At 45.8% G+C, this 26,692-nt stretch carries 25 protein-coding genes; 7 read left to right on the forward strand and 18 right to left on the reverse strand.

The genetic code is table 11. The features are described 5' to 3' along the window. The first annotated feature begins 157 nt into the window (after positions 1-157). The 5 genes from P2A85_RS08100 (at position 158) to rpsU (ending at position 7,388) form a co-directional block, all read left to right on the forward strand. On the forward strand, positions 158-946 hold the full coding sequence (locus tag P2A85_RS08100; protein ID WP_377478539.1) for an ABC transporter permease: 789 nt from the start codon (positions 158-160) through the stop codon (positions 944-946). A 228-nt stretch (positions 947-1,174) separates the two neighbouring features. Beyond that, the gene (nirB, locus tag P2A85_RS08105; protein WP_377478541.1) at positions 1,175-3,739 is read left to right on the forward strand and encodes a nitrite reductase large subunit NirB; all 2,565 of its coding nucleotides are present in this window, start codon (positions 1,175-1,177) and stop codon (positions 3,737-3,739) included. Between the two features lie 330 nt (positions 3,740-4,069). Further along, on the forward strand, positions 4,070-4,429 hold the full coding sequence (gene nirD, locus P2A85_RS08110) for a nitrite reductase small subunit NirD (RefSeq protein WP_377478543.1): 360 nt from the start codon (positions 4,070-4,072) through the stop codon (positions 4,427-4,429). Positions 4,430-4,841: 412 nt separating this feature from the next. Further along, entirely contained in the window at positions 4,842-6,932 is a 2,091-nt protein-coding gene (locus P2A85_RS08115) for a HEAT repeat domain-containing protein (protein WP_377478545.1), read from the forward strand. Positions 6,933-7,193: 261 nt separating this feature from the next. Beyond that, entirely contained in the window at positions 7,194-7,388 is a 195-nt protein-coding gene (rpsU, locus tag P2A85_RS08120) for a 30S ribosomal protein S21 (RefSeq protein WP_006632476.1), read from the forward strand. Between the two features lie 2 nt (positions 7,389-7,390). Here the strand turns inward: rpsU and P2A85_RS08125 are convergent, their stop codons facing one another. From P2A85_RS08125 to fbp, 12 genes are all read right to left on the reverse strand, one after another. Continuing rightward, positions 7,391-8,854: an AtzE family amidohydrolase gene (locus tag P2A85_RS08125; protein ID WP_377478547.1), complete on the reverse strand. Its 1,464-nt coding sequence runs from the start codon at positions 8,852-8,854 to the stop codon at positions 7,391-7,393. A gap of 14 nt (positions 8,855-8,868) precedes the next feature. Further along, entirely contained in the window at positions 8,869-9,045 is a 177-nt protein-coding gene (locus tag P2A85_RS08130; protein WP_377478549.1) for a DUF4089 domain-containing protein, read from the reverse strand. 59 nt (positions 9,046-9,104) lie between these two features. Continuing rightward, a complete protein-coding gene (locus tag P2A85_RS08135; protein ID WP_377478551.1) occupies positions 9,105-9,563 on the reverse strand; it encodes a KGK domain-containing protein in 459 nt (152 codons plus the stop codon). A gap of 98 nt (positions 9,564-9,661) precedes the next feature. Further along, positions 9,662-9,847: a hypothetical protein gene (locus tag P2A85_RS08140; protein ID WP_377478553.1), complete on the reverse strand. Its 186-nt coding sequence runs from the start codon at positions 9,845-9,847 to the stop codon at positions 9,662-9,664. Next, the gene (locus tag P2A85_RS08145) at positions 9,783-10,700 is read right to left on the reverse strand and encodes an FkbM family methyltransferase (RefSeq protein WP_377478555.1); all 918 of its coding nucleotides are present in this window, start codon (positions 10,698-10,700) and stop codon (positions 9,783-9,785) included. Before P2A85_RS08145 ends, P2A85_RS08140 begins: the two co-directional genes overlap by 65 nt. A gap of 198 nt (positions 10,701-10,898) precedes the next feature. Next, the gene (locus P2A85_RS08150) at positions 10,899-11,393 is read right to left on the reverse strand and encodes an ureidoglycolate lyase (protein WP_377478557.1); all 495 of its coding nucleotides are present in this window, start codon (positions 11,391-11,393) and stop codon (positions 10,899-10,901) included. Between the two features lie 93 nt (positions 11,394-11,486). After that, a complete protein-coding gene (locus P2A85_RS08155; RefSeq protein WP_377478559.1) occupies positions 11,487-13,121 on the reverse strand; it encodes a cobyrinate a,c-diamide synthase in 1,635 nt (544 codons plus the stop codon). 156 nt (positions 13,122-13,277) lie between these two features. After that, positions 13,278-14,639, reverse strand: a complete 1,362-nt coding sequence (gene opcA / locus P2A85_RS08160) for a glucose-6-phosphate dehydrogenase assembly protein OpcA (RefSeq protein WP_377478561.1) — start codon at positions 14,637-14,639, stop codon at positions 13,278-13,280. Between the two features lie 265 nt (positions 14,640-14,904). Continuing rightward, positions 14,905-16,434 carry a glucose-6-phosphate dehydrogenase gene (gene zwf, locus P2A85_RS08165; protein WP_377478563.1) on the reverse strand — a complete coding sequence of 510 codons (1,530 nt, stop codon included), beginning with the start codon at positions 16,432-16,434 and terminating at the stop codon, positions 14,905-14,907. Between the two features lie 52 nt (positions 16,435-16,486). After that, positions 16,487-17,842: an RNA-guided endonuclease IscB gene (gene iscB, locus P2A85_RS08170; RefSeq protein ID WP_371124101.1), complete on the reverse strand. Its 1,356-nt coding sequence runs from the start codon at positions 17,840-17,842 to the stop codon at positions 16,487-16,489. Positions 17,843-18,539: 697 nt separating this feature from the next. Next, positions 18,540-19,694: a transaldolase gene (tal, locus tag P2A85_RS08175; RefSeq protein WP_377478565.1), complete on the reverse strand. Its 1,155-nt coding sequence runs from the start codon at positions 19,692-19,694 to the stop codon at positions 18,540-18,542. Between the two features lie 108 nt (positions 19,695-19,802). Next, a complete protein-coding gene (gene fbp, locus P2A85_RS08180; protein ID WP_377478567.1) occupies positions 19,803-20,885 on the reverse strand; it encodes a class 1 fructose-bisphosphatase in 1,083 nt (360 codons plus the stop codon). A 387-nt stretch (positions 20,886-21,272) separates the two neighbouring features. Here fbp and P2A85_RS08185 point away from each other — a divergent pair, with 387 nt between their 5' ends. Both P2A85_RS08185 and acpS read left to right on the forward strand, forming a co-directional pair. Beyond that, positions 21,273-21,761 carry a DUF1643 domain-containing protein gene (locus tag P2A85_RS08185; RefSeq protein ID WP_377478569.1) on the forward strand — a complete coding sequence of 163 codons (489 nt, stop codon included), beginning with the start codon at positions 21,273-21,275 and terminating at the stop codon, positions 21,759-21,761. A gap of 98 nt (positions 21,762-21,859) precedes the next feature. Then, entirely contained in the window at positions 21,860-22,240 is a 381-nt protein-coding gene (gene acpS / locus P2A85_RS08190; protein WP_377478571.1) for a holo-ACP synthase, read from the forward strand. 47 nt (positions 22,241-22,287) lie between these two features. Here the strand turns inward: acpS and P2A85_RS08195 are convergent, their stop codons facing one another. From P2A85_RS08195 to P2A85_RS08220, 6 genes are read right to left on the reverse strand one after another with little or no spacing between them, the layout of a single operon-like run. After that, positions 22,288-23,178: a nucleoside triphosphate pyrophosphohydrolase family protein gene (locus P2A85_RS08195; RefSeq protein WP_377478573.1), complete on the reverse strand. Its 891-nt coding sequence runs from the start codon at positions 23,176-23,178 to the stop codon at positions 22,288-22,290. An 18-nt stretch (positions 23,179-23,196) separates the two neighbouring features. After that, positions 23,197-24,327 carry a nucleotide kinase domain-containing protein gene (locus P2A85_RS08200; RefSeq protein ID WP_377478575.1) on the reverse strand — a complete coding sequence of 377 codons (1,131 nt, stop codon included), beginning with the start codon at positions 24,325-24,327 and terminating at the stop codon, positions 23,197-23,199. 37 nt (positions 24,328-24,364) lie between these two features. Continuing rightward, positions 24,365-25,135, reverse strand: coding sequence for a thymidylate synthase (locus tag P2A85_RS08205; RefSeq protein ID WP_377478577.1), 771 nt, complete (start codon positions 25,133-25,135; stop codon positions 24,365-24,367). Next, positions 25,128-26,024: an ImmA/IrrE family metallo-endopeptidase gene (locus tag P2A85_RS08210; protein WP_377478579.1), complete on the reverse strand. Its 897-nt coding sequence runs from the start codon at positions 26,022-26,024 to the stop codon at positions 25,128-25,130. The genes P2A85_RS08205 and P2A85_RS08210 overlap by 8 nt, the downstream gene beginning before the upstream one ends. Then, positions 26,021-26,371, reverse strand: coding sequence for a helix-turn-helix domain-containing protein (locus tag P2A85_RS08215; RefSeq protein ID WP_293281329.1), 351 nt, complete (start codon positions 26,369-26,371; stop codon positions 26,021-26,023). The genes P2A85_RS08210 and P2A85_RS08215 overlap by 4 nt, the downstream gene beginning before the upstream one ends. A gap of 2 nt (positions 26,372-26,373) precedes the next feature. Further along, positions 26,374-26,661: a hypothetical protein gene (locus P2A85_RS08220; RefSeq protein ID WP_377478581.1), complete on the reverse strand. Its 288-nt coding sequence runs from the start codon at positions 26,659-26,661 to the stop codon at positions 26,374-26,376. Positions 26,662-26,692: the final 31 nt, after the last annotated feature.

Genomic DNA, 26,692 nt, shown 5'->3' on the forward strand with positions numbered 1-26,692 from the left:
GGCTTGTATCGAAGTCTAGATCCCCCTAAATCCCCACCCCCCAAGGGGGCAAATAAGGGGAGTAGGGGTTGACTTTGACCGCTTCCAGTCCCCCCCTTATTAAGGGGGGTTAGGGGGGATCAGAGCTAATTATCACACATAAGAATCTAAAATTGATATGAAAAAAGTTATCAGAATTGCTAAAACTTTGCTAACTGCCTACTATGCTTATATGCTAGAATACCGAGCAGAATTGCTGTTGTGGGCGCTGTCGGGAGTTTTGCCGTTTATCTTGATGGGTGTGTGGATGCAGGCGGCACAAACTGGGGAATTTGGGCTGAAGTCCATCGACTTTGCCCGTTATTTTTTAGCAGCGTTCATTGTGCGACAAACCAATGTCGTTTGGGTGATTTGGGAATTTGAAAAACAAGTAGTACAAGGAACTTTATCTAATAAGTTGTTGCAGCCTCTCGATCCAGTATGGCATCACTTTGCCTCTCATGTTTCCGAAAGGTTTGCGCGGCTACCCTTTGTATTCGGATTAACCATGCTATTTTTTGCGCTTTACCCGCAGTCTTTTTGGTTGCCGAGTGCTGGCAGATTTTTGCTGTTTGTGCTAGTAATTGCATTGGCTTTTTGCCTGCGATTCCTGATCCAGTATACCTTTGCGCTGTTTGCTTTTTGGTTAGAACGCGCCAGTGCGATCGAACAATTTTGGTTTTTAATTTATCTATTCCTCTCTGGACTGGTTGCGCCCCTAGAAGTGTTTCCCGCACCAGTACGCGAAGTAGTTTTGTGGACACCTTTTCCTTATTTAATTCATTTTCCTGCTGCAATTTTAATTGGATTACCTGTTGATATAGGGCGCGGTTTTTTGGTAATGTTTGCTTGGGGTGCAGTGTTTTTTGTATGGAATCGCTGGCTGTGGCGACAGGGTTTGAAACAATATTCGGGAATGGGAGCTTAAATAATAATTAAAATTTGGGAAAAAGTGAGTTTAGTCACTGAAAAAAATATGCGTCTTCATGTCAAAGATACTTCCAGGATACATAGGTATGAGATTATGCAAAAACTCAATATATGTTCTTCAATAATTGCATAATATTTAATATCTTGTATCTATAAATACAAATTGTTTTTCAAAATTCTTATATCAATAAAACAACGACTGATATAAGGGATTAAATAGATTCTAATGACAGCAAAAAAAAACCTCGTTGTAATCGGCAATGGCATGGTTGGCCACAAATTCCTAGAGTTAATGGTCAACTTAGATGCTGCGAAATACTGGAATTTAGTTACTTTCTGCGAAGAACCTCGCGTCGCCTACGATCGCGTCAACCTCAGCGGTTTTTTCTCTGGGAAGACAGCGGGAGATTTATCTCTAGTTGAACCAGGATTTTATCAAGAAAATGGAATTCAAATCCACATCGGTGACAAAGCAGTTGGTATCAATCGGGAACAAAAAACAGTCTCTTCAGCAAATGGTTTAGAAGTTCCCTACGACAAAATTGTTCTCGCCACTGGTTCCTATCCATTTGTACCGCCTATTAAAGGTAAAGAGGCTGAGGGGACTTTTGTTTATCGGACAATTGATGACTTGGAGGCGATGTCAGATTACGCTAAAAATTGCCAGGTTGGCGTAGTCATCGGTGGCGGTTTATTGGGATTAGAATGTGCCAATGCTCTGCAAAATATGGGTTTGAAAACTCATGTAGTTGAGTTTGCACCGCGACTGATGCCTGTACAGGTTGATGATGCTGGTGGTGCAATTCTTCGCAACAAAATAGAAGAGTTGGGAGTTTCGGTTCATACCAATAAGTCTACTACTGAAATTGTCAGTGAAGATGGCAAAGTTACCAAAATGCTGTTTGCTGATGGTTCGGAATTGGCAACAGATACGATTGTGTTTTCTGCCGGGATTCGCCCCCGCGATGAAATTGCCAGAGGTTGTGGCATTGAAGTGGGTGAACGGGGTGGTATTGTGATTAACGATAAGTGCCAAACTTCGGATGCTGATATTTATGCGATCGGGGAATGCGCGCTTTATGACAATCGGATTTACGGCTTAGTTGCTCCGGGTTATACCATGGCTGGAGTCGCAGCGAATATTTTAAGCAGTTTAGTAGATGACGGCGCAGATGCCGGTGCCACAAGCACTTTTACTGGTGCGGATATGTCCACAAAACTTAAACTTTTGGGGGTGGATGTTGCTAGTTTTGGAGATGCTTTTGCTAAGTCTCCCGATGCTAAGGAAATTGTTGTGGCTGACACCTTCCAAGGTGTTTACAAAAAATTAGTCTTGAATCAAGATGGGAGCCGAATTTTAGGTGGAATTCTCGTGGGAGATGCTTCTGCTTACGGCACTTTGTTGCAATTTATGCAAAATGAAATTGCTCTGCCTCCCCATCCTGAAGATTTGTTGATGCCGCCACGAGCAGGCGGAGTCCCTGCTGGTTTGGGAGTGGATAGTTTGCCGGATTCTGCTCAAATTTGTTCTTGCAATAATGTCAGCAAAGGGCAGATTTGTGATGCTATTCGCGATCGCAATTTAACTGATGTTGCTAGCGTTAAGAAATGCACCCAAGCTGGTACGGGCTGTGGCGGTTGCGTACCTCTGGTGACAGACATCTTCAAGTCTGGGATGAAGAAAGCTGGGGTTGCTGTCAAAAACAACCTCTGCGAGCATTTTGAATATTCTCGCCAAGAATTGTACCATTTAGTGCGCTCTCAGGGGATTAAAACTTTTGAAGAGGCGATCGCCAAACATGGCAAAGGTAAGGGCTGCGAAATTTGCAAACCTGCGGTTGCTTCCATGCTGGCTTCTACTTGGAATGAGCATATTTTAGAGAAGTCTCATGTTGGTTTGCAAGATACAAATGATTACTTTTTGGCAAATATTCAACGCGATGGTACTTATTCCGTGGTGCCACGGATTCCGGGTGGAGAAATTACTCCCGATAAGTTGATTGTTTTGGGGGAAGTTGCCAAGGAATTTGGACTTTATACTAAGATTACTGGCGGGCAACGGATCGATTTGTTTGGGGCGCGTGTGGATCAGTTGCCGCATATTTGGCGTCGGTTGATTGATGCGGGATTTGAGTCGGGACACGCTTATGGTAAGGCTTTGCGGACTGTAAAATCTTGTGTGGGTAGCACTTGGTGCCGTTTTGGGGTGCAGGATTCTACGAGTTTGGCGATCGAGGTTGAATTGCGATATCGTGGTTTACGTGCTCCTCACAAATTTAAGTCTGCTGTCTCTGGTTGCACTCGCGAATGTGCGGAAGCTCAAAGCAAGGATTTTGGGATCATTGCCACCGAAAATGGTTGGAATTTGTACGTGTGTGGCAATGGTGGCATTAAGCCACAACACGCGGTTTTGCTGGCGACGGATATCGATAAGGAAACTTTGATTAAGTATATCGATCGCTTTTTGATTCTCTATATCCGTACTGCCGATCGCCTGGAACGTACCGCTACATGGTTTAATAAACTTGAGGGCGGAATTGAATACTTAAAACAGGTGATTATTGAGGATTCTCTGGGTATTTGTGCTGAGTTAGAAGCGCAAATGGAGCATTTAGTGAATACTTATCAATGTGAGTGGAAAACGACGATTGAAGACCCTCACAAGGTGCAACGATTCCAACATTTTGTAAATTCTGATTCACCAGATCCGAGTATTGTTCGTGTTGCGGAAAGGGGACAAACACGGCCACCTTACGAACATGAAAAGGCTTTGGTTGGAGTTTCGGAATAAACCCTCCCCAGCCACTCTTGGCAACCGGGCGTGGGATTGCCCGTACAGATGTTTCAGGAATTGGGACAGTCACGGGGGGCTTCTCCTAGAAGAGAATGAAACACCCTTGCTATAACCCCGCTTAATCAGGCAGGGCTGTTTCATTCTCAGGAAAATCAGGCTGTTGTAGGGGTAGTGCCCCCGTGCCTACCCTCCCACTAGATATAGCAATCCTAAATTATTTGTGAATTTCTTACTCCCGGACCTTAATAAGGGGAGGGTTGGGGTGGGGTAAAAAACTTTACGACTCCTGCAAGGACTGCTATAGAAGTAAATTAACAGGAAAAAAACATGATTCAATCATTATCGGTTGCCGATACAGTCACAACTTGGGTAGATGTATGTTCCCTAGATGCGATCGCCCCGAATACAGGAGTTTGTGCTTTAGTAGCCGACAAACAAGTGGCAATTTTTCGAGTAGGAAATGGCAATGAACTTTATGCCCTCAGCAATTACGATCCGTTTAGCAAGGCTTTTGTGTTGTCGCGGGGACTTGTGGGCGATCGCCACGGCATTCTGAAAGTGGCTTCTCCCATTTACAAGCACAACTTTAGCCTGACTACTGGACAATGTTTGGACGATGAAACGGTAAAAATTCCCACTTTTGTGGTTAAAGTTGTAGGCGATCGCGTACAAGTAGCTATTGCCTAGATTTTCCCCTGTGATTATTTGAGCCAAATCCGCCACCAACTCAGACTTTTCTGAATGGTGGCGGATTTTGCATTAAAACGATGCCGAACCAGAGGTTTTACTATAAAATACAGGTAATTTGCTCAGTAAAACCCCTTAACTAATACCATTTCCAAAAACAATGCAACAGAAGCGACAGGATGTTGACTTGAGGCCACAAAGCCGACATAATGAACTGTAGCAATAGTTTATAGAATTGGTATCCCTTGGAAATACTGGTTAATTTTATCTAGGGTAATGCGGAAGCTAAAAAGTATAAATTTTACTTTAACTTCTTAAAACCTCAAAAAAACTAGAGATTTTAATCAGGTAAGGGGGAGTAGATTTATGATTTTAAAGGCAAACAAGTTTCAGGGGGCGGGAAAGCATCGGTATGTTACAAACCAAGATTGCATCTCAAAAATTCCAGACATCGACTGAGTTAATTAATCTACAATTAAACACAGCTAAACTGAGTTTATCTGAACTAAAATCCCAAGTTTTCGATCGTCACTGGCGACAGGAATCTTGGCATGAGATTTTGGTGGAAATAGCAGCCAGCCTCGACCCAGAAACCGCCAGCGAAATCCTAGAATATTTAACAGATAAAAACGGTCAGGAGCAAAAGTTTGTCAATTTATTTTTGGCAGCCAAATGTCTCTCCAAAATGGCGGGAAAAGTAAATAAAAAAACAGAAATTAAACTGTTAAAGGCTTTAAAAAAATTATCGCAATATGGCATGGGTTTCCTGATTCTTTATCAAACAGGCCAAGAATTGCAAGAAACATATCAAATTCGTTCCCAAGCGATCGCAGCGATCGCCACAACTTGGAAAAATGACCCCCAAACTCTGCCCTGGCTGAAAATACTCGCTCACTCCAACGACAGTGGCGAAATCCGAGCTACCGCCGTAAAAGCCCTAGCCCGCGGTTGGTCAGACAATCCAGAAATTTACCTGATGCTCAAAAAGTTAGCCACATCCGATCCAAGTTGGGCAGTGCGATCGACCGCAGTCACAGAAATCGCCCTTGGTTGGCCAGACTCCAACGAGATCAGACCGCTGCTGACTAAGCTCGTTCTGTCCGATCGCAGCCCCGCTGTCCGCACCTGTGCACTGTATATTTTGGCCGAGAAATGGCACGATCGAACCGACACCTTACTATTACTCAGAAGCATCGCTGACACCGACGAAAATTTGGGAGTCCAAGTCGCAGCTTGGCGAGCCATAGCCTCTGCTTGGCGATCGGTTTTAGGCACTTTTTCCCTACTCAAAAACCTCGCCCACACCGGAAGTTCTACTCTACGAACAGTAGCAGTGCAGGAGTTGGCATCCGGTTGGCCCACAGCGGCCGATGTTTGTCTGCTGCTAAAAACCCTAGCTTGTGAGGATAGGAGCAAAGAAGTACGGATAGCGGCGATCGCAGAATTAGCGGCGCGCTGGCGGGATGAACCAGAGATTTATCCGCTGCTGAGAACTCTGGCGGAGTCCGACGAAAGTTCGGCAGTCCGGAGCGCGGCAGTGCAAGCAGTGGCCTCTGGCTGGCCCGACAACCCTGCAACTCTACCTTTTTTGCAAAATCTAGCTAGGGGCGATCGTGATTCCCAACTGCGAGAAATAGCCCTACAACAGATAGCCGCAGGTTGGCCTGATAGCCCGGAAACCCTCCCTCTGTTGCAACAAATAGCTGATTCCGAAGATTACTGGACTGTGCGGGAGGTAGTGGTGGAAGCCATGGCTGCACTACCCTCTGCGAGTCTGGAAGTGTTTGTCTGGTTGCAAAATCTCGCCCAGTCGGACAGACATCTCAACGTCCGAGAAACTGCTGTCAAACAAATAGCCTCTCGCTGGTCTTATTTGGCCGACACCTTACCTTTTTTGAAAAGCCTAGTGGACTCTGAGCAAGATTATCACCTGCTGAGTGTGCTGGTGTGTGCGATCGTGGGCGGATGGCCAGATCACCCGGAAACCTTACCTTGGCTGAAACTTCAGCTTGATTCTGGGGATGCGGTGGTTCGCCAAGCTGCGGTGCAAGAGTTGGCTCGCCACTGGCCGGACAATCCTGAAACTTGGATGCTGTTGGAGGCTAAAGCAGAGGGCGATGAGAGTCCGGCTGTCAGACAAATGGCTTTGCAAAAGTTAGCGCGGGGTGGGACAGATGAATCGCAGATTTTTCAGTGGCTCCTGATGAGAGCTCAAAATGATGAAGATTCTCAGGTGCGGGCGATCGCCCTGGTAGAGTTGATGCGGGGATGGAAAGACTCGCCGGGAATGTTTGAGTTTTTGCGCGATCGGGCCCTGAGCGATCCCTACGGTCAAAAGGGTTCTTTTCCTTACAATCCCCGGTTTACAGCTTTGGAAGCCATTCTCGAACATTATCCCGAAAATTCCGGTGTTTTGCCTTTGTTGCGATCGCTTGCAGTTTCCGACACCGACGAGCAAGTCCGGGCCTTGGCCAGTCTCCGGCTCAAAACAGAAGAATGGTAGAAAATTTTACGATCAGATATGCACAATCTATTACTCAACAAGTAATTCATCGTGACATCAAAAATGTCGCTCAACACAATAAATTAACTGCCGAGGAAGTACAGTTTATTTAGAGCAAGTTAGCTCTTAGAACAAAGAATCCCCGCGCGTTAACGCCAGGGAGTGTCCATACATCTCCAGGAAAAACTCACCTCCGGCAAGACGCGCTGCCAAAAACCTTGATATGATAGAACTCGATCGAACAAACACTAAGGAGAAAGAATGACCCAAGTTGTAATCGGCGAAAACGAAGGGATTGAGTCAGCCCTACGACGGTTCAAGCGACAAGTTTCCAAAGCGGGAATTTTCCCCGACATGAGAAAACACCGCCACTTTGAAACCCCGTTGGAAAAGCAAAAGCGCAAAGCGATTGCCAGAAGAACAAAAAGACGCTTCCACCGCAACAACAAACCCTAGAATTAGCAGCCAATTGCTTCGGCAGATACAATGCCTTGCGATTCTAATGCCGCAGCGACTCGGAGAATCACCGCTTCGCTGTAGGGAGCACCAACAATTTGCACTCCCAAGGGCAAACCCCCTGGGCGCTGTATGGGTACGCACAGTACGGGCAAGCCAATAAATGATAGAGGTTGGGTGAACAGTCCCAGATTGGGACGCACTCTTGTTTCTTGTCCGGCTATTACCATTTTCTCGACGCCAATTAAAGGCGCAGCAATCGGGGTTGCGGGTGCGAGGATTATATCTGTTGTTTGGAAAATTTCGCCAACCCGATGGCGATACCACTGTCTGAATCTCTGCGCTTGCAAGTACCAAGCCGCCGGGATCAGAGCTCCTGCTAAAAAACGATCGCGCGTCGCCGGATCGAAATCTTGAGGGCGCGATCGCAAATTCTCTAAATGCAAATTTGCCCCTTCACAGGCGGTAATCATAAATGCAGCAGCCCTGGCGCGATCGGATTCCGGTATGCTTACAGTCGCAAGCCCCCCAATTTTCGGGGGGTTTGTTGTTGTTTTTACTGTCTCATTACCACACTTTAGGATATTAGTCAAGGCTTGGGCCACTATTTCTACTGCATCCAATGCTTCCGGTTCGCCCCCTGTAGTGAAATACCCGTCAGCAACCGCAATTCGCAATCCTTCAATCCCTCGATTTAACTGCGGTAAACAAAGTTCTGGGGGGCGCTGAGTGCAAACTGGATCGCGATCGTCGGGCCCTTGCAAGATATCATACAGCGTCGCAATATCCCGGAGCGATCGCCCAAAGGGCCCGACACAATCCAAACTACTAGAAAACAAATAAGCGCCAGCCCTTGACAAACGACCGTAAGTAGGCTTAAAACCAAAAACACCGCACAAAGCAGCCGGTACGCGGATGGAACCGTTAGTATCCGAGCCCAAAGTAAAGGGCACCAAACCCGCAGCCACCGCCGCAGCGGAACCGCCACTGGAACCGCCAGCAATCCGCGCAGTATCGTGGGGATTGCGCGTGGGCCCATAATGGCTGTTTTCCGTGACAAAACCGTAGGCGTACTCATCCATGTTAAGAGTGCCTAGGAGCACCGCACCCGCTTGTCTGAGTCGAGCCACCCCCCCCGCGTCACGGGTAGCTGGAGGATTGTCAGCATTGATTTTTGAGCCTGCTAGGGTCGTAATTCCGCCGATGTCGAAGAGGTTTTTGACGGCGAAGGGTACACCTGCTAACGGGCCTGGATTTTCGTTATTTGCGATCGCACTATCTATTTTTTCAGCATCCGCAAGCGCGCGATCGGCCATCACATTAGTAAAACAGTTAAAAGTTCGATCGGCAACAGCAATCCGTTCCAAAGCAGCACTTACCGCTATCGTAGCCGTAACTCTACCACTTTTAACCGCCGCTGCCGTAGCAACCGCATCCGCCTTATTTAAAAAAACATCTGCATTCATCTGCGGTTAAAAATTTAAGGTTCAAACACCGATGCAGCTTCTATTTCTGGGGGTAAAGGGAATTCTGTAACAAGTTGGGCGATCGCCACTATCCTCTCGAAGTTTACCACAACACCAGGCCGATGTTCTGGGTCTAAGGGCAAGTTTATCAGTTCGGCAGTGCGATCGACATATTCTTCTATATTTGTCATTTTTTTCTTGCTAGCGTTGAAGTGCGATCGATTATTGTATTGTAAGGGCGATCGGGCTATTAGTTATTTTCGAGCAGTTTTTTGTATTCCTCAGATTGTCTGATATCGTCTAAAGGCGATTTTTGCTCTGGTGGTTCATCCGCACAAAAATTTATACATACCTGTGTTTCACCCAACTGTAAATCTTCATTAACTTCTATTTTAATCTTTCCTTTTTGCCAACCCTTAGAACCAATTTTTAGAATTTGACAATCGATTCCTTCTTTAGGGGAGTTCCAGTTTATTTCAGAACCCAAAATTATTATTTGTTCGTTGATCCGCAGCTCGTTCATACAATCAATTATCTGCTTCTTACCTCCTTGGGCATTATGTTCTACATAAGTCTCAAGTATCTTGCTAAACCTGTTGGCGGTTAACTTTTTAAACCTACGCACCATAAAAGTAGCTTCATCGAATAACAAAACATCATCATCACCAACTGTCTCATAGTTTTTATTGGCTTCATTTTTTTCGTTCATTTTATTTCGCAAAATTATGCTGATTCCTATTTGATACCATTTCAAGCTATCTGAGTCAAGCTCGTAAAAAAATCAATTGACTCTCGCACTTTCCCAACTCAAACACTGACAGTTTCCCGCAATTTCTCAACCGCCACATCCAGCGGAGGCAAAGCAAAATCCTCAGCATCCATCAATTCCTTAACCTTCTCCTTCGCGATCGTACAAATGCCCAATGCCCTATACCATCCACTGTCTGAGGCGATCGCATAAAGGACTCTCAGAATGCAGCCAAACCACATCATCAGTCGTGTTTCCTACTTGCGCCTTAGACAATTTTAGCCGATCGCCAAAACCATGCCGTTGCACCTCCAAATTAAAACCTTCATAGCCAAAACCACCCATCACAGAAAAAAGTTCTGCCACACTAGAACCAGCCCGTTCCAGATGACTTCCTACAACTTCCGTCAACACCCCAGGGCGAAATTTTTGCAGCGTTTGAGAGAAACCTTTAATCACATTCACCTCAAACCCCTCCACATCAATTTTAATAAAAGTAGCACCAGGAAGATTATCAGGCAACATCTCATCTCCGCGATACACTGGTACTCGATACTGATTGGAAATCAAACTGCGATCTTTTGCGGGAAGTTCAGCAAAAGTACCCAAACCAGTAACATCTGTAGGCACTGTCAGTGTCAGTTCAGTTTCCTCGTCAGAAAGGCCACACTGGTGCAGAAAAACTTGCTGCAATTCATTATCTGTTACCGCAGCTTGCAATTGTTGAAATGCCAGAGGATTTGGTTCAAAAGAGTATACGCATCCCGCTTTTCCTGTATGATACGCAGCCAAAAGAGTAATCATACCTGTATTCGCGCCCGCATCAATAAAGCTGTCCCCAGGCTGTACAGAATTTTGGATTAAGAGTTGTGTTGGCAAATCATAATAACGACCTAAAAAATAGCTCATGCGATCGTTCCACTTGGAAAGATCCATCGCCATCCGATAACCGTGTAACTTCCCTCGCATCTCCCGTATAGGAGCATTTTTCCATAAATAGTCCCGGTAAACACCCATGATATTCATCACTTTTGCCCATCCAGGGAGTTCTAATCGCGTATAGGGTAAAATCAAAAGAGAATACAGTGGATAATTCATATAAAATCCTCTCTTCATTGGAATTATTAAACTCTCTCTTCTCTGCCTTCGCGTACTTCGCGCCTTCGCGGTTAAATCATTCAGATACAACCGGAATTGATATCATAGATATTAAACCTCCCCAAAACATTCAAAATCCTGAAACAGCTAGCTCAAAGCTATTTGAGATAATAGCACAGCCAGAGCATATTTTTTGACTCAACAGATAATTTCAAAATCCAGCTTGTGACTTTTAACAAAATCATAGCTAAAATGGTCCACTATATTAGTATCGCTCAATTCCAGATTATAAAAATCAATAAAATCCCCCTCAAAATACGGCCCCGCGTGCCAAGTTCCCACTTCCAACTTAATAAAACAATTACCAGGAATCTGAAAAGCAGCTAGCTCCTCCAAACTAGGTCGATCGCCCTCACAAGGAGGTGCCACAGCAATCAACCAATCCTTCCCTTCCAGAGAACCCAAACACTGCGTACATTCAACGTGTCGCGTAATTTTACGAAACTTACGACCTTGATTTTGCAGTCGCATAATGTAGAATCTAGGAATGCCATTTTGCAAATTTAACCGAGCATCCTCAGCATCAAAAGACTTACCATCAAAACTCGCAGAAATAACTTGACCGTAACTCCGAAAATTCTCCGGTGTCACCCATTGCGCCAATAACCGCTTAGTCGAAATTGATTCACTCATAAATCCCTACAGAAATTACGCATCTTCCCTTCATCTTCTTCCTCTCTTCCTTAGCGCTCTTCGCGTCTTCGCGGTTCGTTAAAAAAATATTATTTAAGCCCGATCGCCCAAAACACCATTACAATCAAACTCAGCACACCGCTGCAAAAACCGAGCCGGAATATCAGGCCGAGCTCCCCAATGCAAGTGCAAATAAGCAGCATGAACTTGATAAACTCCCCATCCTTCACCAATCGGCTCAACTTCCCCCCGCTTGCCGTACCTCCAACTGTGATAAACTGGATTAGTCGGTTCTACAGTCAATTGCGATCGATGAAACTCATGCCCGCAAACCATATCTCCCGAACTTAACACCGAACTATCTCTCACCACCACAGTTTCTCGATATCCCAAAGTCAAACGCTTTCCCATCTCAGCACTAGACTGCAACACTCCCACCCCTTCCCAAGAATTGCCATCAAAGTCTACAATGGAATCGCACAAATACATCAAACCTCCACATTCGGCATAAGTCGGCATTCCCGCAACGATCGCACTTTTTACCGCCTCTCGAATCACCACATTACCGCTCAATTCCTGCGCAAAAACTTCAGGAAAACCGCCCCCAAAATATAAACCTTGCACGTTGTCAGGAAATACAGCATCATCAACCGGACTCCAAAAGACCAATTGAGCACCCAACTCTTCCAATAAATCCAGATTGTCCTGATAGTAAAAATTAAAAGCCCGATCGCGCGCCACCGCAATCCTCACTCCAAATTGTTTGCCCAAACTATTGACATTATCATTTTTTTTAGTTACGATTGAGTAAGGGAGACTGTATCTACCCAAAAGTTGCTCAGACCCCTCACCCCCCTCATCAGAAGTAGCAGCCAGCATTGGCAAAAGTTTTTCCCAGTCAAAAGCCACAGCAGCCAAATCAGCCAACTTGTCGATCGCATCATGAAGATGTGGCAACTCCTCAGCGGGAATCAGACCTAAATGGCGATCGGGAATAGTCACAGCCTCATCCCGTCGCAGCACCCCCAAAACAGGTAAATTCAGCGGTTTTAGGGCATCTTGAAGTAATTCTAAATGTCGATCGCTCGCCACCCGATTCAATACTAAACCAGCAAAATTCAGGTTTTTGTCAAAAGAGCGAAAACCGTGGGCGATCGCAGCTACAGAGCCCGAAAGTCTGCTGCAATCTATCACCAACAATACCGGCAAATTCAGCAAAGAAGCAACATGAGCCGTAGAAGCAAAGGAAAAATCATAATTGAACTCTTCTTCCCCCCAAGGCGGGGATAGGGGGGAGTTATTATTACCCCCTTGGGGGGAGTTGTTCTTCTCCTCTTGGTGGGGGTTCTTCCCCTCTTGGAGGGGCTTCTTCTTCCCCCCTTGGGGGGGGTAGGGGGGGGTTGACTTTTCGGATGTGTAGGGCGGGGCTGACTTATTGCTTCGACTCACTCCATCAAATAATCCCATTACCCCTTCCACCAAGGCACAATTCACATCTTGAATATGGCGGTAAAAACACTCCTGCACGTAAGATTCAGAGGTTAATATCGCGTCTAAATTCCGACAGGGGCGGCCGGTGACATAAGCATGAAACATTGGGTCAATGTAATCCGGGCCTACCTTAAAAGATTGAACATTCAAGCCTCGGCGGATTAAATAAGCTAAAAGGGCGATCGTTACAGTAGTCTTTCCCGCACCACTCCGTTCACCTGCAATTACTAATGCCATAGTTCTAGCTTATTCACAAAATTTACCTATTTAACGAACCGCGAAGACGCGAAGGGCGCGAAGGAAGAAAGGAGAAGAGGAAAGTAGGGCAGGTAATATCTGCCCTACTTCATGTTAACTCTTTCTTTCTTTCTTTCTTACTTCTTACTTCTTCTGTCAATTAGCTAATTTCAGCAATTGAGCTGTCACTGCCAAGCTTTCTTCGTAAAGCACGTCGCGGCCCCAACTCTGCAAGTGCTGGCCAAGCAACTGTTCCGTCACTTGATCGAACAGGGGTGTCACCTGGTTAAATCGATCGGTTTGAGCGCCACCATGAGTTTCCATCCGCATACAGCCACCGGTTTCGGAACACAGCACCGTACCGCAGTCAGCATTCTTGTTAGTAGAATTCAAGCGCAAAGCAATCAAATCTCCAGGGACATCACCTGTATCAGCAGTCGGAATCGCAGCTAACTCTGCCTCTACAACCCTTCCATCAGCACCTGCGAACTGAATCCGCTTGATTTTGTAGTCACCATCCTCTTGTTTATAGGCCACAGGATGCCACTGAAGTCGGCTGGCTAGCCAACCCAAATACATCAGCGCTTGAGTCGAATTATCTTGTTCGTAATCGATTGTCACCCGATCGATTTCCCGAATTGCCGCGCGACGTTCGGGTGGATCGAAAGCCTCAGCGGCCAATTCCTGCCACGCAGCTAACCTGCGCCAATTGAGATCCGCGATCGGAATTCCCTCTTCAATCAGGCTTTGCATCAACAGCAATTCGGCTTCGGGTTCGGCAAAGCAACTCGAATCGATAATTACAGAGCTACTGGTGGCTGCCAATTTTTGGAAAAAATGTCGATCGGCATCGGGCGTTGCCTTCCACCACAATAATTTGGGCAAATCCGCAATCATCAGCGCTGTCACCACACCGCTCACTCGTTCCAGAGCAGCTTCGGTTCCCCGGAGCGTAATGTACTCACAGCAGACCAAATTGCCCGTACCACCCTTGTGAACCGGACAATAAGCAGCGACTTGAGCCTGTACGCCCGTATCTTCTCCCAGCATCGGGCACAGAGCAATAATCCGGCAGGGATTAGCAGCGACTATCGCGTCAGCTACAGCGGAACCTCCTGAACCGAAACCCGTTGGACCTAACTTGCTGCCATTGGAATTTTTACGGGCTACTTCTTCCCGCAAAGTGGCGAGCAATTCAGCATTAGGTTTGCCTGTTCTTGGCAAGCCGTAAGCTTTTTGAGCAGCTCTGATGCTAGATGCGGTCATCGGCCCGGTGATGCCATCAATGGGCCCGTCGTAAAAGCCCAAATCCGCTAATAGCTGCTGAGTTTCTTCGGGTTCGTAGACTACAAAGGTAAATGTTGTCGCTCTAGTGGCGATCGGAAAATCGCCGTTTGACCCCGATTCTCTGTAACTTTCCCAAATTTTAGCTAATTCGGCTTCTATTTGGTCGATCGAAACATCTTTAGGAGTTTGTAGCGAAACTAGAGGTGGAGCTTTTAGCGGTGTCATAGTCATCGGTTTTTTCTCCTTTTTTATTTGTCATTAGTCATTAGTCATTAGTCATTAGTCATTAGTCATTAGTCATTAGTTAGGAATGAAAATTTAATAATTTCAGCATCTTTACGCCCGCTAGCTTTGCAGGCAAGGATTGAAAGATCGAGATTGTTTAAGTTATTAAATTGCCATTCCTTAGCAGTTCTTAGTTAGCAGTTCTTAGCTAATCGCTAATGACTGGTGCTGACCAATAAACTAATGACTAATGACTGCTGACTAATGACTATTACAGTCTGCGCCACTTACGGCCGTCTCGATTAATTAGCAATTCTGCCTCGGCGGGTTCCCAGGTACCTGCTTCATACTGAGGCACCAGGGCGGGATCGCTCGGTGCTTCCCAGGCCATGAGTGCTGGTGTGACAACCCGCCAAGCTTCTTCTACTTCATCAGAACGGGTGAACAAAGTTTGGTCGCCCAACATACAGTCAATCAAAAGTCGATCGTAAGCGTCCGAGGAAGTCACCCCAAAGGAAGAACCATAACTGAAATCCATATCCACCGTCCGCGTTCTTAAATCAGGTCCTGGCATTTTCGCCTCAAACCTTAGTGAAATCCCCTCATTGGGATGGACGCGCATCGTCAACACGTTAGGAGTCGTTTGTTGAGCGGCAGACTGAAAAATTAACAGTGGCACTTCGCGGAACTGAATCGCTATTTCGCTGACTTTTTTGGGCAATCGCTTCCCGGTGCGTAGGTAAAAAGGCACTCCCTGCCAGCGCCAGTTGTCGATCGCAAACTTCATCGCCACAAAAGTAGGTGTCATCGAGTTAGGATTGACTCCTGGTTCGGTGCGGTATCCGGGCACTGGCTTGCCTTTCATCCAGCCGGCGGAATACTGTCCGCGAATTGCAGAATTCTCTAAGTTATGCAAGTCAGCTAACCGTGTTGCTTGCAAAACTTTCATCTTTTCGGTGCGGATGCTGTCAGCGTCTAGGGAGTTTGGCGGTTCCATCGCTGTCAGACAAAAAATCTGCATCAAATGGTTTTGGAGCATATCCCGTAAAGCCCCAGAGGATTCGTAGTAACCGGCTCGGTCTTCTACCCCTACTGTTTCTGCCACTGTAATTTGTACGTGATCGACAAATTGGCGGTTCCACAGTGGCTCGAAAATTGCATTCGCAAACCGGAACACCATCAGATTTTGAACTGTTTCTTTGCCCAAATAGTGGTCGATTCGGTACACTTGCTGTTCTTGACAAACCTGCTGCACTACTCGATTGAGAGCTTTTGCCGAACTTAAATCGCGGCCGAAGGGTTTTTCAATTACTAAGCGGTGCTTCAGGGGGTCTGTGAGCATTTTGGCTGCCCCCAGTTGCCGAATTGCTTCGGGAAAGAAGTTGGGGGAAACAGAAAGATAAAATATATGGTTGCCGCGGGTTCTCCTTTGTTGGTCAAGTTCTTCCAGGAAAGCTTTCAGTTTTTGATAGCTTTCGGGGTTATCAATATCGCCTGGACAGTAGAACAAACCTTGAGCAAAATCTTGCCAAAATTCCTCATTGGCAATGCCACCACCAAATTCTTCAACGCCTTCGCGCATTTGCTCTCGGAAGTAATCGTGACTCCAAGGGCGGCGTGCCACTCCCACCACGGTAGTTTCTGGTGGCAGGCGTCGATCGCGCTTCATCTGATAAATTGCTGGTACGAGTTTGCGCTGGGTGAGATCCCCGGAAGCTCCGAAGATTACCAGAATTTGTGGTTCTGGCACTCGTTCTTTTCGTAAACCTACCCGCAGCGGGTTTTCAAGTATTGTGACCATTTTCTATTTTGCTCCTTCTAAAGCTGACAGCCGCGCTAATACGGCTTGATAATTAGCAGTTATAGCATCCGGTAACGAAATCTTGGAGTAAGTATTTCGGAGTATTTCGGAGTATTTCGCAGTCTGAGAATGCGTATCCATAACCATCATTCCTGTAAACGAAATGTACATCTTTCATGGTTGAAAAGCTGATTCGGTTCCCGTAGATGAGAACTTCACAACCGTTCTTGTTTGGGGTTTTCACCCGTGCGGTGTAGATTCCTGCTTTCACCTTTTTTCTATCCTTGTCAATCGAAACCTTGACAATATCGCCAGCACTGACATGATGAAACACATCTTTCGCCCTCTTGACTGCCGGGAATCCTGATGCGTTGACGCGCCGTGCTTGACGGTTCCCATGTCCTTTACAGGTAACAAGTAAAGGTTGATGGGTTCGCAAATCGATCGACTGCCCTGATTCCCCAATACAGGCGGCATCTATGCTGTGAGACTTTTCTAACCCCTGAGAGCATCGGTTATATTTCGTTCTCCCACCCGTCCAGCATTTGACCGAATCACATAATCCTTTCGCCATTCGCACAATTGCGTAACGAGTCGCGTTGACTGCTGCCGCATCCTTCAAAGGTTTCTTTACTTGTTTGAGAATTCGATCTAAAATGTTCGGCTTTTGTGACAAAAAATCTCGAATGTCTCGATCGCCTTTCGCCTGGTTGCAAGCATGACAAGCCAATGTAAGATTAGAAACCCGATCGCTTCCTCCTTTTGATTTTGGATGAATATGTTCGATTTCTAAAGGAATATTCTCAGTGCCACAGTACGCACATTTTCTCTCCCATTTCTCCAAGAGATATTCCCGCACTTCATAGCCGAATAATGTCCCTTGCTGATAGTCAATGCCATTGATTTCAGGATTCTGCAACTTCTGCATATCGAAGCGAACTTGCTCGATTTCAACGCCATCCACGGGGCAATACCGAATCAACCGCTTAATCCACGTCTCAACGGTTAAGACGCGGTGCGCAATAGAAGGTGCTAACCATCCTTGGGGTTTGCGGCGATCGAATCGCTTCTTGCGATACCGCAGATTGCGAGAACGTCTTCCCCGTCTGAATCCTGCGCGTTGCTCCAGGCCTGCTTTAATCGTTTCGCCACGATGCTGCAACTCCATCCTCCACACAATATCTTGACCGCATTGCAAGGCGAATCCGGTGAATTTTGACCCCGGATCTATTTTGATGGAATACAACTTGGTGACAGGATTCTGCACTTGCTCTTGCAAAATCAAAACGTAGGGATATTGGCGAAACACTTTCGCTTTCTCCTTTGATTGAAGCTCTCTTGCACGGGCAGGATGAATCAGAGCTAATGGCGTTTTATCGGCATTCAAAAGAAACACATGATTTGGCATTTCTGCCTTCTCCAAATATTGGGTTAAGTTTGCTTCGATCGGCTTGAGGGCTTGTTAATCGGTTTGGTGTTCTACCTTCAGAAACTAGGCGATGTTCCTCCCCTAACCGCTTGGGACTAGCAATCTCTATAGCTGAGAAAATCCCATTAAGGTTGTGACCTTTCAAGCGTCTCCACCTTGCTCAAGGGTGGGATCTGGCGTAGCAGGTAGATTAACTACTGAAGATTCGGGAAGACCCCGAATTACTCTGTTTCTTTGCTACTCATTTCTGCCAGTTGCTGGGCCATATAGTTAATCTGTGCTTCTTATTCAGCTTTAACTTCAGCCCTGATTTCCTCTCTGAGTTCTGCTCGAATTTTTGCCATCTCAACCGCCAAACGAACTTCCCAGCCTCGATATTGGTAGGAGATGAAGAATTCGAGTTTAAGCTTCTAGTTGGAGTCCTCCCAAACAAGAAACTCGATTTCCCTCTGGAAAGTTTTTGATACTCATGGGTGTCGATTTTTCTAGTTCGGGATTGCCAACTCAGCGATAGGAGCCAAAGTTAGACCTTCTCGATTTTCCTCTGAAAGGTTTTTTGACACCCATGGGTCTCACTTTTGCCCGGTTCGGGATTCAAAACTCAGGATTGAGGAACCAAAACAATTATCTATTCGGACTCCCAAATGCTTCTGCCTCTGAGGATACAGATATCTGCCTAGGCGACGGGTGCGAGCTTTTTAACTTTCTCTTCCAAGGAATCCATCAGAGATTGGAACGGGCTGACGAATTTCTCAATCCCCTCCAAGAGCAAGTCGGCCATCACTTTATCCAAATCGATGTCGATGTCGGGATCTTTGAGACTTTCGATCAGGGCGTAAGCTTCTTCTACATTGCTCTCAATCCGGGGTGCGACATCGCAGTGGTCGAAACAAGCCTCAACGGTGTTGGGAGGCAAAGTATTCACCGTGTCGGGGCCGATCAATTCATCGACGTACATCACATCGCTGTAGTTGGGGTTTTTGGTGCTGGTACTCGCCCACAACAGCCGCTGCACTTCGGCTCCCTTGGCTGCTAGTGCTTGCCAACGATCGCTCGCGACAATCTCTTTATATTTCTGGTAAGCTACTTTGGCATTGGCGATCGCAATTTTTCCCTTGACCGCTTCTAGTTTGGCTTTAGTCGAAATATCGGTGACATTTTTGAGTTTTTCGTCAATCTGACCATCGATGTTGATGTCGATCCGGCTCAAGAAGAAACTGGCAACTGAGGCAATATTGCTCACATCCAAACCTTTAGCTGCTCGCGCTTCCAAGCCGCGAATGTAAGCCCAGAAGGTTTCGACGTAGCTGTCAACAGAGAACAGCAAAGTGACGTTAACGTTAATCCCTTCGCTGATGACTCGTTCGACAGCCGGCAATCCTTGAGCAGTTCCGGGAATCTTGATCATCACATTTGGTTTGCCGATCGCCTGATAATAACGTAAGGCTTCGCTAATCGTGCTTTCTGTATCATTGGCGATCGTCGGCGGCACTTCAATGCTGATGTAACCGTCCAAACCGTTGGACTCTGCGTAGACTGGGGCGAAGATATCGCAAGCATTGCGGATATCTTCAAACACCAAAGATTCGTAAATTTCGAGTACAGATTTGCCAGCCCGGATGCCAGCTTCGATATCAGCATCGTAAATCACATTGCCCGCGATCGCCTTCTCAAAAATAGCCGGATTCGATGTAATCCCGCGCAGTCCCCGACTTTCAATCATCTGTTTGAGTGAGCCGGACTCGATCAGATTGCGAGTCAAATTGTCCATCCAGATGCTCTGGCCAATTTCTTTGATTTCTAACAGGTGATTCGTTGTCTTGTCGGTCATTGATTTAACTCCTAAAATTTTGATAATTGGGCATCGGGCATCGGCCAAAGAGGGCATTGGTTATTAGAACAAACAAATAACAACTAACCAATGACTAATGACTAATGACTAATGACTTCCCTCAGAAAGTGTTCTAGGATTGCGCGATCGATCTTGAATAAAAGACTCGACCAGCGCTACATTTTCTTTACTGCCGATTATCAAGGGCGTGCGCTCGTGAATCTTCGTCGGCACCACATCCAAGATGTCTTGAATGCCGGTACTAGCCCGCCCGCCGGCTTGTTCCATCAAAAACGCCAAAGGAGCAGATTCGTACAGCAAGCGCAATTTGCCTTCGGGTTTTTTCACTGTTCCTGGATACAAAAACACGCCTCCCTGAAACAAAATCCGGTGGAAATCTCCCACCAAAGCCCCACCGTACCGGGCGGTGTAGCCTTCGCTGCGGTGTACATAGCGAATGTAGTCTCTCAAAGATTCCTCCCACTGCCAGAAGTTCCCTTCATTAACGCTGTAAATCGGGCCGCGATCGGGAACCTTAATGTTTTCGTTAGCTAGAATAAACTCGCCCAAACTGGGGTCGAGAGTAAAGGAATGAACGCCTTGGCCGATCGAATAAACCAGCATTGTACTGGGCCCGTAGAGCACGTAGCCGGCGGCGATTTGTTTGTGTCCGTGTTGCAGCAAGTCCGAGGCCGAGCCGTCTGCATCGTCCCCTTCTTGCTTGCGAATGCTGAATATGGAACCGACATTGAGATTGGTGTCGAGATTGGAAGAACCATCTATGGGGTCGTAGAGCAGGCTGTAGCGCCCGATCGGACAATTTTCGGGAATATAGTAGGGTTTTTCCATTTCCTCCGAAGCCAAGCGGCAGACCAGTCCACTTTGCTGGAATACCGAGATAAACACTTCATTGGCATAGATATCCATATGTTTTACGGATTCTCCCTGCACGTTTACAGCCCCTGTAAACCCCAAGGCATCTGCCATTAATCCAGCCCTACTCAGTCGCCTCGCGATCAGCTTGGCCGCGAGTCCGATGCGATTCATCAGGGCACTGAGATCCTGAGCATCTGCACTAAAGCTGTGAAGTTGCTGGAGTACGTGACGGGATAGAGTCGTGCAATCGCGGTCTAAGGCTTGCACCTGAGCGATCGGGCCTAGGCGGGTTTCTCCTGTCGGCGCGTTTACCATGATTTTTATGTTCTCCCTGTCTTGCGGCTCTGGGTTTGGGTTCGATGGAGTGCTTGACACTTGCTCCTGAATCGGCTATTAGACCGATCGTCCTCTCACTTATATCTTAGGGAGGGTTTTGGGAAAGGGGGTGGAACTTTAGGGGAATTTTAGATCCGGTGGAAAATTGAGGAGTGCGATCGGCTGTTGAGTCGGGGATTGTATTCAAAATCACTAAATTTTTTTATTAACCGCAGAGGAAGAGCGGAACAAAGAAGGAAAATGCAATAATTAAGGATGTTTTCAGCGATTAAGAACGTCCTGACCGTTTTGACGGTTGCTCTAAGAAATTTATTGTTGAGCTGACAGAAGCGAAGTCTGACGGCTAAAATTTTCCAGGGCATTCAAATGAAACAAATTATGAACCAAGGTGCAGCGATCGATCCCACAGGACTCTACCGCTACTCTCTGTGGCGGGAGTGGGACGCCAATGCTCCTAGAGTAGCCTTCGTTATGCTCAATCCCAGTCGTGCGGATGCAAATACTGACGATCCCACACTCCGCCGATGCTTAGGCTTTGCCCGCTCTTGGGGTTGCGGTTCGATCGAAGTAGTCAATTTATTTGCTTACCGTGCCTCGCGACCAGATATTCTGCGCGTGGTATTAGATCCCGTGGGCCCTGAAAATGACCACTATCTCCGAGAAGCGGTTGAACGAGCCGATAGAATTATTGTGGCTTGGGGCAATCGGGGTAGTTTGAGGAACCGATACCAAACCGTTTCCCCTTGGCTAAGTAACCGTGAAAATCTCTACTGCCTGGGAATTACCAAGAAAGGGCATCCGCGTCACCCGTTGTACGTTAGAAGCAGCACAACTCCTTTTTCTTACCCGCATTAAATCAGCTTGTATATCTTTGTTAAAGATTGCACAATTTTTTTCAAAGTGACTATTTATTCAATTCTTCCTTAACTTAACTGCGCCGAAAAATTAGCAAGATGAATATTATTGGTCACGGTATCGACATTATTGAAATCAAAGATATCAGAAAACTAATAGAACGGTCAGGGGAGCATTTTGAAACGCGATGCTTTACAGCAACAGAGTGTAGTGGTGCAGGGTCCGATGCGAACCGCATTCAATATTTTGCAGGTCGTTTTGCAGGTAAAGAAGCAGTGCTTAAAGCTATTGGTACGGGATGGAGCCAGGGAATTTCATGGACTGATATTGAAATCCAACGTTTGCCAACAGGTAGACCGTCAGTAGTGCTTTATGGCAGATGTCAAGAAATCGCGGCAGAACTCGGCATTACCATGTGGCTGTTGAGTATAAGTCATACGCCGTCATATGCAGTAGCGAGTGCTATTGCTGTTGGTTAAACCCCCGCTCAGTTAGCTTTTTAGATCGATACTTCAACAAAAAAAAATTATTTCTCTGCATAGGTTATCGAGCGTGCGTCGATGTCAACAACAACCGTTCCTCCGCGATTTTTTTCCACCTGCCGCCAGACTTCGTAGCCCGTAAGAATCGCTTCCTCCCAATCGCCGAGCGAACACCGAGCAACTTCTAGGTGCGAACTCATATTTTTAAGAGTTTTCAGTAGTTGGTAATCAAGAGCGACAACTCCTTCTAAAAAGTTATGATCCTTAGCATAGCTGAACACGAGAGCTGACAAGCCTTCTTCAATAGCTATTGCTCGACCCCCGTCTTCTACTTCGTCAATGCGGGGATTGCTTTTGCGCTTGAGTTTTAGGTTGCTGCGGATGACTGGCGACCAACCCAAAACTGCGACATAAGAGAGATGAAAAACGTCGTGAAAGCGGTAGCCGTCGCTGGAATAAGAATTGTCACTAAGGTCATTCCCAATCTGTTGTCCGTCGATGAATGCCCTCATTTTAACTGAGTCATCTTGGTTCACTTCAGTAATCTCGACTATAAAGTGCCGTGGCAAACATTCGTTTTTTGGAAACTCACCGTCGAATATGTATCCAGTAGTGCTGGCATCTGTCTGTCCTGAATCTCTCCATCCCCAACGAGCGCGACACTTTTCAATATTACCTTTTGCAACTTTTTCCAAATCGAGATCGAATTTGCTTGCTACGTTGGCAACATACCAGAGCAAATCTCCTAACTCTTCTGCGATCGCCTCTTTAAAAAGTTTGTGAGCATCTCCATCTCGAAGGTGTTTTTTGTACTCGGTGAGCAGCGAACCCGCTTCACCTACCAAACCGAGTAGAGGCACTATAATTCCGTCTCCGGTTTTAGTAGGAACTCGATCTGTTTTCAGCGCCTGTTCTTGATATTCGTGAAAATCCATACTTCACTCCTTGAGATTCTATTTGGGCTTAAACTGAGTGTCAGCTTTGGCTGCTCTGTATTCTTCAATAGCCTGATTAATTCCCCACTTCGGCGGATACCAGTAATCGACGGGTTGCGTATTAGCTGAGTATTTCTGCTTGATCCGAGTGCGGCCTGATATTCCGGCAATATCGGGGTGTTTCATCCGAGCATATTTATCAACTTCGCAAAACAGATTTTGGCAATCAATAAGTTGCAGATTTCGTCCCCATAGCGACTTAAAATCAAGTCCCAGTCGCTCAAACTCTGATTCTTGAATATCTGCCATAAACTTGATAATTTCGGGTTCATTCAGTCCGCCTAAATCAAGAAAACATTTGCGGATGCCGTCGAGTGCTCCTGGCCCAGGAATTACAAAATCCATCTCGCTAAAGTTGGTAATCTTGCTATAGTTAACATCGGTAATAAATTGGTAAGCTAAAAAATCGCCGAGGGTGGGGTAGTCGCGCAGCAGATCGAATCCTTTGTGCATATTTTTTGCGTCTGCGAGCTTATGAGGCAGTTCGTCAGCCATCATCAGTTCGATCAATTTCAGATGATTGCGATGCTTAGTAGTATGTCCCAGAGTTTTTCCTCCTGATGGCATGATGTATGCAGCGGAATAAATTGTCTGCTCTGACTTCATGGCTTCTGTGAGAACTTTATCGTATCGCTCGAATGAATAGTCCGCGTAAGTTATGCAACCAATTTTATTCTCTAAAAGCTGCCAAGTTTCTATTTTGTTGAACAATTTGAAGATCATAATCCTAAAGAATACTTCCGTGCTACAAGCAGGAAGGTCATTCCGGTAAATGACGTTGCGTATTAGGTACTGGCTTGTGCGATCGGATGCTCTATAGGCATTGGTAAATTTGTATGTTGAAAGGATTTGATCGTCAGTCCAAGGTATTTGTGCTTTCTCTAATTTTTTGAAGAATATCTTCTGCCTTTCGGCGGCAAATCGCCAGTAACTATCGAACACAACGGTAGGCTTTGTAGGCAGAATGTGCGAGATTATTGTCGGAGCATATCTGGGTTTTTCTCCATAATCACCAAGTTCAAAACTTAGTTGTTTGGTGTGTAGAGTGACATTATTGGCATCGGCTTGGTTTGAGCGTTTGTTTATCATATTAAATCCGCATGGATTTCTGTGCGATCGCTCTTAATTATACTACCTGACGTGCTACTTTTTTTAGTTCATCTAGAGTGGTCGAAGTTTTGTTAACATTGTCTATTTTTGCTACACCAATAAAGCAGTTCATACGCTCGAAGCTTATTCCCATTTCATGAGCCATGAAATTTCCCAGCCAGCACAAACCTAAGTAATTACCATAAGCTTTGTTAAACAACTGTTGAGTAGCATAAAAAGCGTTCAGAATCAAGCTTTTTTTCTGTGGTATAAAGCTGACGTGTTGGAGACAAGGAAAGCCAAGTCGTGGATCGTGAACATGGTCTCGTGCTGGATCGAAAATCGAGGCTTGAAACATCGATCTTCTAACTCCTGAACGTGACTTGTACTGAGAAATAATGTATTCGAGCTGGTTGCCATTATTAGGTCCAGAACCATAGGAGATCAATCTTTCAAAGTAAATACCGCGCTTATTTTTATGGGGTTCTAGAGCCTTGTATCTAGGAAGATTATTGAGATAAATCTCAAATAGTTTATTTCGATCTTGCTGAGATAGTCGCCATAGAGATCTAGGAAAGATTGTGTCCGCAACAGTATGAACTTGCTGGTCACCTGTAGCAGTGAGACAACTGTCAAGAGTATCTCGAATAGCTTGGTCTTCGTTGGGCATACCATTGGTAAAATCCGTTAATGTTATTAAAAGAGGTGAAATTTCTTTGCCGGGATTATCAATGATATGGAGGAATGCACGACTCCAAGCATGGGAGAGATTTGTTTCTTCAATAATCAGAGGTGAACTGCTACTCATCTTCTGGTTCCTCAAGGTGTCGATATTGACTCAAACCAACGAATTGATGGCGGGAAACGCGAACAAATACTGCCCATTTTGTATCGCGACAGTAGACGCGGACGATGCCGGGACGTGTAGCTCGAAAAAGACGACCATTTGGAATATCTTCTTGAAAGGTAATAGTCTCATTGGCTGCCTCTGCGGTGTTTGGCAATAACAGTTGACTTCCAACTTCGGCATCAATGGTAGGAATTGACCAATGTTGGTCAGCAATAATTAATGGCTCGGAAGATGGGTATCCGAGTATATGTTGTCGGATATCTTTGGGCTTAACTTTGAGGAGTGATAAAGCTTGTGTTCGATCGAGCATTTTTAGGGCATAAGTCATATGCTTGATTAAAGTCTCGTACCCAACACCAAAATAGCAGGCGATAGTAAAAATCTGAATTGGTGTTGCACAAGCAACATTCCATCCGCGATCGACAAAAGCTTTTCGTACTCCTAAAGTGGGCATTAGCAAGAAACCTGCAAAGGAATTAACCAGAAACTCATCTGGATTAAAATCCTTATATTTTTCTGAGTCTTCTATCAGCTCATCGACTCTTAAACCGTGTCCAAAAATGTGATGCCCTAGTTCGTGAGCGCAAGTAAATGCCCGTCGCGGGAAGGGTCGCAGTGCAGAAAGAAAGATTAAGGGCTTTTCTTCTTTGTAATACATCCCTTCCATGCTGCTGATGTCAACAAACCTGACTTTGATATTAAGCTGGTCACACAAACCATAAATACAGAGCGGGCTGATGAGATCGAAACCAGTTTGCCTCCGCACATCTATTGATTTGCACATGGCTTTTTGAGCCAAAGTTTGTCTTTCCCGTTTCGTATTGAAGTAAGTAATTTTATTGATCACACTTTTTCTCCTCCACTTCGCATTGAGGCAAGAATTGTTAAAAGTCTGTCGAGGTCTTCTGGTTTCAACTTTTGAAGTTCTCTGGCTGCAAGCTGAAGTTTGTTATCGCGGACATCAACTTTTTCTGCTCCTTCACCTATTAGCCAGGACATACTCACGTCAAAAATCTCAGCAAGTTTTGCCATTTCTTCAGCAGAAACGCTTCTATTACCAGCTTCTATCTCTGAAACAGAGGGTCGATGAATACCCAGAATCTTGGCTACCTGAGCCTGCGAAAGACCAGCCATTTTACGAGCTTCACGAATCCGGTTCGCGATAATTGCTTTTTTTTTATCTGTATGACTCATATTTAAGTCTCTCCTTTATTGACGCTCTCGCAGACTATAGCTGCTGATTCGCTGATGGTAAGTCGTCTATTGCCATCCTTCGAGAGAAAAATGTTTTTGTGGTTTGGAATGTTCACTTCCAGTGCAGTGGCAAGCATACCAATCGCGACAGGCCAAAGCATACTGTCAAACCCCTCAAGGTCATTAAGAGGACAGGTGGTTGCCATGATTCCGCTTCCGTCATATCCGCTAACGCTTTGGATATCCTGAAGCACCCCTACAAGCTTTACCTCCACATCTTTTAGGTTCATAGGACGACCTTTTCTTACGTAATGTAATAAT

This window comes from Microcoleus anatoxicus, assembly GCF_042465725.1.
Taxonomy (GTDB): Bacteria; Cyanobacteriota; Cyanobacteriia; order Cyanobacteriales; family Microcoleaceae; genus Microcoleus; species Microcoleus anatoxicus.

Bases quoted from the DNA above. Each gene is read 5' to 3' on its own strand.
- P2A85_RS08125 (WP_377478547.1), bottom strand. From the start codon at position 8,854: ATGAATGCAGATGTTTTTTTAAATAAGGCGGATGCGGTTGCTACGGCA.
- tal (WP_377478565.1), bottom strand. From the start codon at position 19,694: ATGACCGACAAGACAACGAATCACCTGTTAGAAATCAAAGAAATTGGC.
- P2A85_RS08140 (WP_377478553.1), bottom strand. From the start codon at position 9,847: ATGATGTGGTTTGGCTGCATTCTGAGAGTCCTTTATGCGATCGCCTCA.
- nirD (WP_377478543.1), top strand. From the start codon at position 4,070: ATGATTCAATCATTATCGGTTGCCGATACAGTCACAACTTGGGTAGAT.
- P2A85_RS08135 (WP_377478551.1), bottom strand. From the start codon at position 9,563: ATGAACGAAAAAAATGAAGCCAATAAAAACTATGAGACAGTTGGTGAT.
- opcA (WP_377478561.1), bottom strand. From the start codon at position 14,639: ATGACTATGACACCGCTAAAAGCTCCACCTCTAGTTTCGCTACAAACT.
- P2A85_RS08155 (WP_377478559.1), bottom strand. From the start codon at position 13,121: ATGGCATTAGTAATTGCAGGTGAACGGAGTGGTGCGGGAAAGACTACT.
- P2A85_RS08195 (WP_377478573.1), bottom strand. From the start codon at position 23,178: ATGGATTTTCACGAATATCAAGAACAGGCGCTGAAAACAGATCGAGTT.
- P2A85_RS08145 (WP_377478555.1), bottom strand. From the start codon at position 10,700: ATGAATTATCCACTGTATTCTCTTTTGATTTTACCCTATACGCGATTA.
- P2A85_RS08215 (WP_293281329.1), bottom strand. From the start codon at position 26,371: ATGAGTCATACAGATAAAAAAAAAGCAATTATCGCGAACCGGATTCGT.
- P2A85_RS08130 (WP_377478549.1), bottom strand. From the start codon at position 9,045: ATGACAAATATAGAAGAATATGTCGATCGCACTGCCGAACTGATAAAC.
- zwf (WP_377478563.1), bottom strand. From the start codon at position 16,434: ATGGTCACAATACTTGAAAACCCGCTGCGGGTAGGTTTACGAAAAGAA.
- nirB (WP_377478541.1), top strand. From the start codon at position 1,175: ATGACAGCAAAAAAAAACCTCGTTGTAATCGGCAATGGCATGGTTGGC.
- acpS (WP_377478571.1), top strand. From the start codon at position 21,860: ATGAATATTATTGGTCACGGTATCGACATTATTGAAATCAAAGATATC.
- P2A85_RS08150 (WP_377478557.1), bottom strand. From the start codon at position 11,393: ATGAGTGAATCAATTTCGACTAAGCGGTTATTGGCGCAATGGGTGACA.
- P2A85_RS08220 (WP_377478581.1), bottom strand. From the start codon at position 26,661: ATGAACCTAAAAGATGTGGAGGTAAAGCTTGTAGGGGTGCTTCAGGAT.
- iscB (WP_371124101.1), bottom strand. From the start codon at position 17,842: ATGCCAAATCATGTGTTTCTTTTGAATGCCGATAAAACGCCATTAGCT.
- rpsU (WP_006632476.1), top strand. From the start codon at position 7,194: ATGACCCAAGTTGTAATCGGCGAAAACGAAGGGATTGAGTCAGCCCTA.
- P2A85_RS08115 (WP_377478545.1), top strand. From the start codon at position 4,842: ATGTTACAAACCAAGATTGCATCTCAAAAATTCCAGACATCGACTGAG.
- P2A85_RS08100 (WP_377478539.1), top strand. From the start codon at position 158: ATGAAAAAAGTTATCAGAATTGCTAAAACTTTGCTAACTGCCTACTAT.
- P2A85_RS08200 (WP_377478575.1), bottom strand. From the start codon at position 24,327: ATGATAAACAAACGCTCAAACCAAGCCGATGCCAATAATGTCACTCTA.
- P2A85_RS08185 (WP_377478569.1), top strand. From the start codon at position 21,273: ATGAAACAAATTATGAACCAAGGTGCAGCGATCGATCCCACAGGACTC.
- fbp (WP_377478567.1), bottom strand. From the start codon at position 20,885: ATGGTAAACGCGCCGACAGGAGAAACCCGCCTAGGCCCGATCGCTCAG.
- P2A85_RS08205 (WP_377478577.1), bottom strand. From the start codon at position 25,135: ATGAGTAGCAGTTCACCTCTGATTATTGAAGAAACAAATCTCTCCCAT.